Genomic DNA, 10,822 nt, shown 5'->3' on the forward strand with positions numbered 1-10,822 from the left:
CAAAACAGAACAGTTGGTTTGCTTCGGCTCGGCGCCCGACCTAAGCTTCGGCAGACCGAACAGTCTGTTTATAGGAGTCGATCATGCGAAGGACCACCGGATGGCGAGCAACCGGCCCGACGGAACTGCGGCGTACCCCGATCGAGCGCCGTGACCTACGCCCCGACGACATCGCGGTGCGCGTCGACTACTGCGGGGTCTGCCACAGCGACCTGCACGCCCTGCGCGACCACGACCAGCACGCCGACGCCGCACTGGTGCCGGGGCACGAATTCACCGGCGTGGTGATTGACACCGGCCCCGAGGTGACCCGCTTCTCGATCGGCGACAGCGTCGCGGTGGGCAACATCGTCGACTCCTGCGGCGCCTGCGCCATGTGCGCGGCCGGACAGGAGAACTTCTGCCACCCCTTCCCGACCCTGACCTACGGCGGCACGGACCGGCAGGACGGGTCGACGACGCTGGGTGGCTTCTCCCGCGAATACGTCGTGCGGGACACCTTCGCCTACCCGCTCCCCGCCGGCCTCGACCCGGCCGCAGCCGCCCCGCTGCTGTGCGCCGGCGTCACCGTGTGGGAACCCCTGCGCTCCCACAACGTCGGCCCAGGCACCCGCGTCGCCGTGGCCGGGCTCGGCGGCCTGGGCCACCTCGCGGTCAAGATGGCCGTGGCACTCGGCGCCACCACGACCGTGATCAGCCGCACCCTGGACAAGCGGGACGACGCCCGTCGGCTCGGCGCACACGACCTCGTCGACTCCACCGATCCCCAGCAGATGGCTGCCGCCCGCGACACCTTCGACCTCGTCATCGACACCATCTCCGCACCGCACGACCTCGCGCCGTACCTGCGGCTGGTGGCGATGGACGGCACCCTCAGCCTGCTCGGATACCTGGGACCGGTGACCGTCGAGACCACCGACCTGCTCATCGGCCGCAAGAGGCTCAGCTCCGCCGGGAGCGGAGGCCGCGGCTCGACGGCTGAGATGCTCCAGTTCTGCGCCGACAACGGCGTCACCGCCGACATCGAGATCCTCCCGTCGGCGCAGGTGGGCACGGCACTCGACCGCCTGCGGCGAAACGCCGTCCGCTACCGCTTCGTGCTGGACATGTCCGACCTCGACTGACGGTGGTCGGCGCGCCGCTCAGGTGACGACGATCCGGGCGTCGTCGGGCAGCCGGCGGGTCGCGCCCCGCCGGTCCAGCAACTCCAGCAGGGGCACCGCCACCCGGCGGGTGGTGTCCAACGCCTGCCGCGCCGCGGAGAGGGTGAACGGCTGCGGCAGCCCGGCCAGCACCCGCACCGCGTCGTCGAGCACGTCGGGCAGCAACACCACGTTGTCGGCCAACCGCAGCAGGGCGCCGGCGCGCACCGCGGCACCGATCTCCCGGGGACCCAGACCGAGGTCGACGAGGCGATCGGCTTCGGGGGCGCGGAACGGCCGGTCGCCGTACTCGGCGCGGACCCGCTGCACGGCCCGGGCCACCGGTTCGGGCAGCGCGTCGGTGCTCGACGCCCCGACCCGGCCGGAGTGGATCCGCAGCGGCGGCCGGACCAGCGCCTCGACCAGCGCCCGGTCGGGCAGGGCGAGACGCTGCCGCAACGCGTCCACCGGCATCCCGGGCTCCAACGGGTGCTCGCGCGCGTGGCGGGCGACCTCCTCGGTCAGCCGCTCGGCGAGCACCCGCCAGTACGCGGGGTCGGCCAACCAGTCACCGGCCACCGGCTGGGCGAACTCCGGCCGGTCCCGACCCGACACGGTGGGCACCGGCACGCCCATCCGGACCAACGCGCCGGCCCGGACCAGCCGGCGGCGGCGCAGTTCCCCCGCCAGGTCGGGTCGACCGTCCATCTCGGCGAGGACCTGGGCACGGGCGGCCGCCGCGCCGCGTCGAGCCAACGGTGGGGGTGCCACGTCCAACACCCACACCCCGCCGCTGACGTGGTGGCGACCCGGGTCCCGCAGCAGCGCCCGGTCGCCCACCAGCAACGGCAACGGTCGGGCCAGCCGCAGCCGGACGGTGTCCGGGCCGAGCGGGCGCACCCGTACCGGCACCGCCGCCGACCCGACATGCAGGGTGAGGGTGGCCGGCAGGTCGGCGGCCGGGTCGCCGGCGAGCCGGACGTCGACCAGGTCGGTGTGGTGAAACCGGCCCGGGGTGAGCAGCGCGTCGCCCCGACCGAGCCGGTCGCGGGGCGTACCGCGCAGGTTGACCGCGACCCGGGCGACCGCCGCCGCCTCCGGTCGGGGCTCGCCCAGCGAGTGCAGGCCACGGACCCGGACCGGTTCGTCGGCGCCGGCCAGCTCCAGTTCGTCGCCCACCCGCAGTCGACCGGCGCCGAGGGTGCCGGTGACGACGGTGCCGCTGCCCCGCACGGTGAAGCTGCGGTCCACCCAGAGCCGGACCGGATCGTCCAGCACCGGCGCGGGCAGGTCGGCGGCGAGCCGGTCCAGGGCGGCCCGCAACTCCGGCAGGCCCGCGCCGGTCAAGCCACTGACCGCCACCGCCGGCACCGCGCCGAGGCTGGTCGCGGCGATCTCGGCACGCGCGCGGGCCATCGCCGGCCCCGGGTCGGCCAGGTCCGCGCGGGTCACCGCCAGCAGGCCGTACGCGACACCGAGCGCGTCGAGGGCGGCCAGGTGCTCGGCGGACTGCGGCATCCACCCCTCGTCGGCGGCCACCACGATCAGCGCCGCCGGGACCGGGCCGACCCCGGCGAGCATGTTCGGCACGAACCGTTCGTGCCCGGGTACGTCGACGAACGCGACGGTGCCGCCGGACGGCAGTGTCGTCCAGGCGAAACCCAGGTCGATGGTCATCCCCCGGCGGCGTTCCTCCGCCCACCGGTCGGGTTCCATCCCGGTCAACGCCCGCACGAGCGTCGATTTGCCGTGGTCGACGTGCCCGGCGGTCGCGACGACGAACACTGTCAGTCGTCCCCGGGTACGCGCAGCACCGCCTGGCGGACGGCCTCGTCGGCGTCGGCGGGCACACAGCGCAGGTCGAGCAGGAGCCGGCCGCGTACCACCCGGCCGAGGACCGGCGGCTCTCCGGTGCGCAGCGGCGCCGCGTACCGCTCGGGCAGGCTCAACGCCCACGAGTCCAGCTCCACCCCGGGGGCGCCGCCCCCGCCGACCACCGCGACGGCCGGCACCACCTCCGCCTTGCGGCCGTCCGCGCCGAGGCGGTCGCGCAGCCGCTCCACCCGTTCGCGCAGCACACCCGGGTCGGCGTGCAGCGCCGCCCGGGTCGGGGTGCCCGGTTGGTGCAGGGTGGCGGCCAGCGCGGCCAGGGTGAGCTTGTCCACCCGCAGCGCCCGGGCCAGCGGGTGGCGACGCAGCCGGTCGATCAGCTCGGCGTCACCCAGCAGCAGCCCCGCCTGCGGCCCACCGAGCAGCTTGTCGCCGCTGGCGGTGACCAGTGCGGCACCCGCGCGCAGGGTGCTGGCCGCGTCCGGTTCGTCGGGCAGCAGCGGGTCCGCGCCGAGCAGCCCGGAGCCGATGTCGGCGACCACCGGCACCCCGAGTGTGGCCAGTTGCCGCACCCCGACGGCGGAGGTGAAGCCGGTGACCCGGAAGTTCGACGGGTGCACCTTGAGCACGAAGCCGGTCTGCGGGCCGAGGGCGGCGGCGTAGTCCGCGACCGTGGTGCGGTTGGTGGTGCCCACCTCGCGCAGCCGCGCACCGGTGCTCTCCAGCAGGTCAGGCAGGCGGAAACCGTCGCCGATCTCGACCAGCTCACCCCGGCTGACCACGATCTCCCGGCCGGCGGCCAACGCGGTGGCGGCCAGCACCAGCGCGGCGGCGCCGTTGTTGACCACGTGCACGGCGCCGGCGTCGGGCACGGCGGCGGCCAGCGCGTCGAGCGCGCCCCGGCCGCGACGGGCCCTCCGACCGGTGGCCAGGTCCAACTCGACGTCGGTGTGCCCGGCGGCGGCCACCACCGCGGCGACGGCGGCGGGCGACAACGGGGCCCGGCCCAGGTTGGTGTGCAGCACGACGCCGGTGGCGTTGAGCACCACCCGGGGGCCGGGAGTGGGCAACGCGACGACCGCGGCGTCGCGTACCTCGTCGGGGTGGAGCTCGCCGCGACGAGCGCGGTCCTGCGCGCGGGAGACGATCGCCTTGACCTGCTCCCGGCCGAGGGTCACCGTGGCGGCGGCCAGCACCGGGTCGGCCAGCAGCGTGTCCGTACGGGGCACCCGGCGTCGCGGGTCCACCGGGCCGTCGCCCATCACGTCATCTCCTGCAAGCGGTGTGGCGGAGACGGACGGGAATCGAACCCGCCTGGCCCGGGTCCCGGACCACTCCGGTTTTGAAGACCGGGAGGGGCACCAGCCGCCTGAACGCCTCCACCGGACATTCGATCACACCGCGGGCGGGGCCGCCCGATCAGATGGAAGATCCATGCCGCTTCGCCGCGCTTCGACCCGTTCGCGTTGCGGAACCACCGTGTACCGGGGGTCACGGGCCGAGGCGACGCCGCCGTAGAAGATCCCGAACCGGGTCAGCACCGACGCGGCCAGCAGCGCGGTCCCGGAGAGCGCACCGACCACCCGGCTGCGCCGGCCCAGCAGCGCGCCAGCCACCCCACCGGCGGTCAGCAGCCGCCCCGCGCGTAGCAACCGACCCGGCCGGCCCAACTGGTAGGGCTCGCTGAGCAGGCCCAGACGGGTCTCCACCCGGTGCGCGCCGTACAGCTCCAGGGCCGCGCCGGCCACCGCCATCCGGCGGGCCGGCCCGGCCTGGGCCGGCGGCGCGGCGAGCAGACCCACGCCGGCGCCGCTGGCCAACGCGCTGCCCGCGAAGATCACCGGCAGCTCGGGGTACGCCTCATGCCACGACGGCACCGCCGTGTCGGCCAGCAACACCCCGGTGTACGTGGCCAGCGCGGGCGCGGTGCCGGCGGCGAGCAGCCCGGCGGCGTGCCCGACCGGCGGCAACACCCGACCGGCCAGCCCGAGCAGACCGTGCCGGGGCAGCACACCGGCCGCCTCGGCGATCGCGGCGACGCCCGCCGCCGGCCCGTACGCGGTGAGGATCCAGGTGCCCATCGACATCGGCGAGGTCGGCTTGGCCACCCGCAGCATGTGGTGGAACCGCGCCGGCCGGCCCAGATCCCTGACCAGGAAGACGGCGCTGGCGCTGACGGCGGCCAACGCGGTGACCCGGCCGGCGCGCCGCAACGCGGGCCGCCTGGTGAGCTGCCCGCCCGCGGCGAGCAACGATGAGCCGGCGGCCAACCCGCCGGTGAACAGGTACGCGGCGATGTCCCACTTCCAGACCGGCGGCTTCAGGACGGGCCGACCGTAGTAGGAGGTGAACTCGGCCTCCGGCACCCGCAGTTCCTCGCCGCCACCGCGCCGCCCGCCGCGCCGACGGTTGGCGTCTCGCCGGACCGTCAGGTCGCCCCCGGGGGCGCTCACCGAGGGTTGGTTGCTGTGCTCGTCGGCGAGCCGCTCCCGGAAGCGGCGGAACCGGTCGCCGACCGGGCCCGGCGGCGTCATGAAGAACCTCCGACGAACGCGGCGACGGTCGCCGCCGCCATGGCGAGCGCGGCGAGGCCGGCGCGTTTCCACATCTTCGGTAGGTCGCGGGTGGTCACCACCGGGTCCGGTGGCAGCCCGTACACCTCAGGCTCGTCCAGGAGCAGGAAGAACGCCCCGTCCCCACCCACACCGTCGCTCGGATCGTGCCCGTACAGTCGCGCCTCCGCAACCCCCCGCTCGTGCAGCGTCGCCACCCGGGCGGCGGCGCGCTCCCGCAACTCGTCGAGGGGCCCGTACTGGATCGACTCGGTCGGACACGCCTGCGCACACGCCGGCGTCATCCCCACACCCAACCGGTCGTAGCACAACGTGCACTTCCACGCCCGACCACGGACACGCCGAGATGCAGTAACCGCAGCCGTTGCAGATGTCCTCCTGCACCACCACCGTCCCGAACTCCGTCCGGAACAACGAACCCGTCGGACACACATCCAGACACGCCGCATGCGTGCAGTGCTTACAGACATCCGACATCATCAACCACCGGAAATCCGTCCGACCCTCCGCACCCGAACCCCGCCCCGGCGGCTGCGCACCCGGCATCCCGAGGAACTGCGGACCGGCGCCACCCCCGCTCCCGGCGATCGGATCGGCCGGGCCGGCGCCCATCGGGGCACCCAGCACGTCCACCGGCCCGCCCGCGGCCATCCCGGCGGCCGCCGACGGCGCACCGGTCGGCACGCCCGGGTCAGTGCCGGTGCGCCCACCGGTGCGGGCCGCCACGACCGCCGACGCCGCGCTGGCCGAACCCTCGGTCGGCGTTCCCACGAACGGCGGCGCGCGATGCCCGGCCGGCCGGGGTTGCTCGATGAACGCGACGTGGCGCCACGAGTTCGCGGTCAGAGCGCCGGTGTTGTCGTACGACATACCCAGCAGATCGAGGCCACTCTCCGGCACACCGTTCCACTCCTTGCAGGCCACCTCACACGCCTTGCAACCGATACAGACGCTGGTATCGGTGAAGAACCCCATCCGCGGCCCGGGTTGATCCCGGCACGCCGCTGGTAGTCGGCCACCAGGTCGAGCAACGCCGGCCCGGTGGGACGCCGGCCCGGCCGCACGTCGCAGGTGCCCACCTTGCTCTCCTGAATCAGCACGTTCGGATCCAGGCTGATCCCGAACAGGTCGTTGGCCGAGTCGCCGGTCACCAAACCCTCAAAACCGAAGTGGTACGGCAACCACACCTGGTGGATGACCCGACCGTCCACCCGCAGCGGGGTCAACCGGTCGGTCACCAGCACCTTCGCCTCGATCACCGCGCGGCCACTGACCAGGTGCGCCCAGCCCAGATGCGCCAACCCGACCTCGCCGGCCAGCTCCGGGGACACCTCGACGAACATCTCCGGTTGCAACTCGGCCAACGGCGACACGGTCCGGCTCATCGCACCGGCGGTGTGGTGCTCGGTGAGCCGGCTGACAGTGAACACGTACGGGAACACCTGACTGTGCTCCTGCGGCGGGCTCGGGTTCACCGAGTTCACCGGATGCGCGTACATCTTGCGGGTCGGGTTGGCCTGCTGGCCGTAGAGCGGGTTACGCACCGGCGACTCCACCGGCTCGTAGTGCGTCGGCAGCGGGCCGTCCAGGACGCCGCTGGGCGCGTACAGCCAGCCCTTGCCGTCGCCCTGCATGACGAACGGATCGTCGCCGGCGATGCCCTCCGTCCCCGACGCACCGGAAGGCGGCCGGTACGACGGTGGTTTGGTCTTCTCGAAGTCCGGCACGTCGTAACCGGTCCACTCGCCCTTGTCCGCGTCCCACCACACGTAGCGTTTGCGCTCACTCCACGGGTTGCCGTCCGGGTCGGCCGAGGCCCGGTTGTAGAGGATGCGCCGGTTCGCCGGCCAGGCCCAACCCCACTCGGCGGCCACCCAGTCCTGCTCGTGCCGGGACTTGCGGCGGGCGGCCTGGTTGACGCCGTCGGCGTACACCCCGGTGTAGATCCAGCAGCCGACGGCTGTGGAACCGTCGGCGCGGGCCTCCGCGAAGCTGGACAACGGCGCGCCGGTGGCCACGTCGTACCCGTTGATCTCGCGCAGCACCGCCTCGGCGCTCGGCTCCGCGTGCGGACCGTGCGTGGGATAGTCCCAGGTCAGGTCGAGCAGCGCCCGGTCGCGCGGCAACGGCGACCCGGCCAGCTTCTCGCGCAGTTTGCGGCCCAGGTGGTAGAAGAACCACAGCTCGGAGCGGGCGTCACCCGGCGGCTCGACGGCCTTCTCCCGCCACTGCAACAACCGCTGCGTCTGCGTGAACGTGCCCTCCTTCTCCACATGCGACGCCGCGGGCAGGAAGAACACCTCGGTGCGGCACTCCTGCGGCACGATCTCCCCGGTGGCGACCTCGGGGCCGTTCTGCCAGAACGTCGCGCTCTCGATCATGAACAGGTCCCGGACCACCAGCCAGTCGAGGTTGGCCATGCCGAGGCGCTGCGCCCGACCGTGCGCCGACCCGACGGCCGGGTTCTGACCGAGCAGGAAGTACCCCTTGATCTTCCCGTCGATCATGTTCAGCACCTGCTGGTAGGTGCCGTGATCACCGGTCATCCGCGGCAGATAGCCGTAACAGAAGTCGTTCTCCGGCGTCGCCGCGTCCCCCCAGTACGCCTTGAGCAGGCTCGCGGCGAACGACCGCGCGTTACCCCAGAACCCCTTCTGCCCCGGGTGGCGGATGCTGTCCACCCACTCGTCGAAGCTCGGGTGCTCGGCGTGGTGCGGCATCGGCAGGTAACCGGGCAGCAGGTTGAACAGTGTCGGGATGTCGGTGGAGCCCTGGATGCTCGCGTGCCCACGAAGCGCCATCACCCCGCCGCCCGGGCGACCCATGTTGCCCAGCAGGAGCTGGATGATCGCGCCGGTGCGGATGTACTGCACGCCCACGCTGTGCTGCGTCCAGCCCACCGAGTAGACGAGCATGCCGGTGCGGTCCCGCCCGGAGTTCTGCGTCCACGCCCGCGCCAACTCCAGGAACTGCGCCTCGGAAATACCGCAGACCCGCTCCACCATCTCCGGCGTGTAGCGGGAGAAGTGTCGCTTCAGGATCTGGTAAACGCAGCGCGGATGCTGCAACGTCTCGTCGCGCCGCGTCTGCCCACCCACCTGCGCGCCGTGCGACTCGTGCGTCAACCCCGCGGCGCTGTCCCGCTCCTGAGCGGTGTGCCCACTGCCTGAGGAACCCTCATGGCCCTCGTACTGCCAACTGTCCTGCACGTACGTGCCGGTCTCCGGGTCGAAACCGGAGAAGAAACCGTCGCCGTCCTCGGTGTCGCTGAACTCCGCGCTGACGATCGTCGCCGCGTTCGTGTACGCCAGCACGTACTCCCGGAAGTCCAACTCGTTGTCCAGGATGTAACGCACCACCCCACCGAGCAACGCGATGTCCGTGCCCGCCCGGATCGGCAGGTACGCGTCCGCTACCGCGCTGGTACGGGTGAACCGTGGGTCGACGTGGAAGACCTTCGCCCCCCGGCGCTTGGCCTCCATCACCCACTGGAATCCCACCGGGTGCGCCTCGGCCATGTTCGAACCCTGAATGACGATGACGTCGGAGTTCGACAGGTCCTGCTGGTACTGGGTGGCGCCGCCACGACCGAAGCTGGCCCCCAGACCGGGGACGGTGGCGGAGTGTCAAATACGGGCCTGATTCTCGATCTGAAGCGCCCCCATCGCGGTGAACAACTTCTTGATCAGGTAGTTCTCCTCGTTGTCGAGCGTCGCCCCGCCCAGGCTGGAGATGCCCAGCGTCCGGTTGAGCGGTCGGCCCTGCGTGTCGACGTCCTCCCAGGTCTGCTCCCGGGCGGCGAGGATCCGATCGGCGATCATGTCGAGCGCCGTGTCGAGGTCCAGATCCTCCCACTGCGTCGAGTACGGGCGGCGGTAGCGAACCGTGGTCTGCCGCAGCGGGCTGGTCACCAGGCTCTTACTGGCCGAACCCTTCGGGCAGAGCCGACCCCGCGAGATCGGACTGTCCGGATCACCCTCGATCTGACTGACCCGCCCGTCCTTGACGAACACCCGCTGACCACACCCGACGGCGCAGTACGGGCAGACGGAACGGGCGACCGAATCGGCGGTGTCGGTGCGGGCGGTGAGCGCGCGGGACCCGTCGGACTTCGCCGCCGCGCCCCGACCCAGCGGGTCCGTGCCGGTAAGCTGCCGGTACACCGGCCAACCCTCGATAAAGGTCCGCAGGCCCAACCCCGACACCCCCTCCCACGCGAGCGACCCTCTGAACATAGGTCAACCGAGACAGGTTCGCGAACCGGGGATACCGACAGCGCCGCCCCCGGCCGTTGGGCCGGGTGCGGCGCTGGGTGTCGGTGTGCAGGTCGCCTCTCGGCGAGTGGCACGACGCGGCTCCAGCCGAACGGTATTCCGCGAAGGCGATAGTAGGTGAGGCCCGGGGACACTGAGTCACACCGACACTGTCCTCAACCAGCCGCACCCCCACCTTGTTCCCCGCGCAGGCCGCCATCGGTCTCCGCGCCGCTGGGGTTGGCGCACGGACGCGCCGGCTTCCCGGGTGGGCCGCCGTCGTTTCCGCGCGGGCGGTCGTAGGTTGGCGCGCGGACCACCGTGGCTTGCCTCGCGGGCGGTCGTGGGTTGCCGCGCGGGTGGTCATCGTTCCCGCGCGGGTCGTCCCGGGTTGGCGCGCGGGCCGCCGTTGGTTGCCTCGCGGGCGGTCGTGGGTTGGCGCGCGGTCCGCCGTCGGTTGCCGCGCGGGTGGTCGTCCTTCCCGCGCGGGTCGTCCCGGGTTGGCGCGCGGGCCGCCGTCGGTTGCCGCACGGACCGCGGTCGGTTGCCGCACGAACCACCGTCGTTCCCGCACGGGCCGCCGTGGCGTCGCCGCACGTCGCGGCACGACACTGCCCCGCCCGCGACGGGTCGGCCAGCGCGGTGCCCGACCCACCCCACGACGGAGCCACCTCACCGCGACGCCCCACCGCGACGCTCAACCAGGACCCGGAATCGCGAGATCTTGGACAGTTTCCGTTCTCACGTAACGGAAACTGTCCAAGATCTCGCCAACGAATGACGCGACGACGCCGGCGCGCACCACCACGTGACACATACGCCGCTGGCCGGCACCCCGGGTTGCGGGTGCCGGCCAGCGGTCAGAGTCGTGCGGTGGTGCGGTGGTGCGGTGGTGCGGTGGTGCGGTGGTGTTGCTGTTCGGTCGTGCGGTGGTGCGGGTCAGCTGTTCCAGTGCTGGGCGACGAGGTCGGTGGCCTGCTGCTCCCACTGGGCGTAGGCGTCCGGGTACGCCGACACCTGCACC

At 72.7% G+C, this 10,822-nt stretch carries 4 protein-coding genes, 1 tRNA gene and 2 pseudogenes; 1 reads left to right on the forward strand and 6 read right to left on the reverse strand.

Features of this window, described 5'->3' with window-relative positions; genetic code table 11:
- Positions 1–83 precede the first annotated feature (83 nt).
- Positions 84–1,124 (forward strand): NAD(P)-dependent alcohol dehydrogenase, encoded by a 1,041-nt coding sequence (locus IF22_RS0101605; RefSeq protein ID WP_030327725.1) that lies wholly within the window; start codon positions 84–86, stop codon positions 1,122–1,124.
- 18 nt (positions 1,125–1,142) lie between these two features.
- On the opposite strand, the gene selB is transcribed toward IF22_RS0101605, so the two are convergent.
- From selB to fdh, 6 genes and pseudogenes are all read right to left on the reverse strand, one after another.
- Positions 1,143–2,927, reverse strand: coding sequence for a selenocysteine-specific translation elongation factor (gene selB / locus IF22_RS0101610; protein WP_030327726.1), 1,785 nt, complete (start codon positions 2,925–2,927; stop codon positions 1,143–1,145).
- 2 nt (positions 2,928–2,929) lie between these two features.
- Positions 2,930–4,234: an L-seryl-tRNA(Sec) selenium transferase gene (gene selA, locus IF22_RS0101615; RefSeq protein WP_030327727.1), complete on the reverse strand. Its 1,305-nt coding sequence runs from the start codon at positions 4,232–4,234 to the stop codon at positions 2,930–2,932.
- Between the two features lie 23 nt (positions 4,235–4,257).
- Positions 4,258–4,353: transfer RNA gene (locus IF22_RS34825), tRNA-Sec, on the reverse strand.
- 13 nt (positions 4,354–4,366) lie between these two features.
- Positions 4,367–5,506, reverse strand: a complete 1,140-nt coding sequence (nrfD, locus tag IF22_RS0101620; RefSeq protein WP_030327728.1) for an NrfD/PsrC family molybdoenzyme membrane anchor subunit — start codon at positions 5,504–5,506, stop codon at positions 4,367–4,369.
- A pseudogene (locus tag IF22_RS35710) lies at positions 5,503–6,520 on the reverse strand (4Fe-4S dicluster domain-containing protein). Before IF22_RS35710 ends, nrfD begins: the two are co-directional and overlap by 4 nt.
- Before the next feature lie 2 nt (positions 6,521–6,522).
- Positions 6,523–9,741: pseudogene (gene fdh, locus IF22_RS0101630) on the reverse strand (formate dehydrogenase); the annotation flags it as partial.
- Positions 9,742–10,822 lie beyond the last annotated feature (1,081 nt).

It is taken from the genome of Micromonospora parva (genome assembly GCF_000718515.1).
In the GTDB taxonomy this organism is placed as follows: Bacteria; Actinomycetota; Actinomycetes; order Mycobacteriales; family Micromonosporaceae; genus Micromonospora; species Micromonospora parva.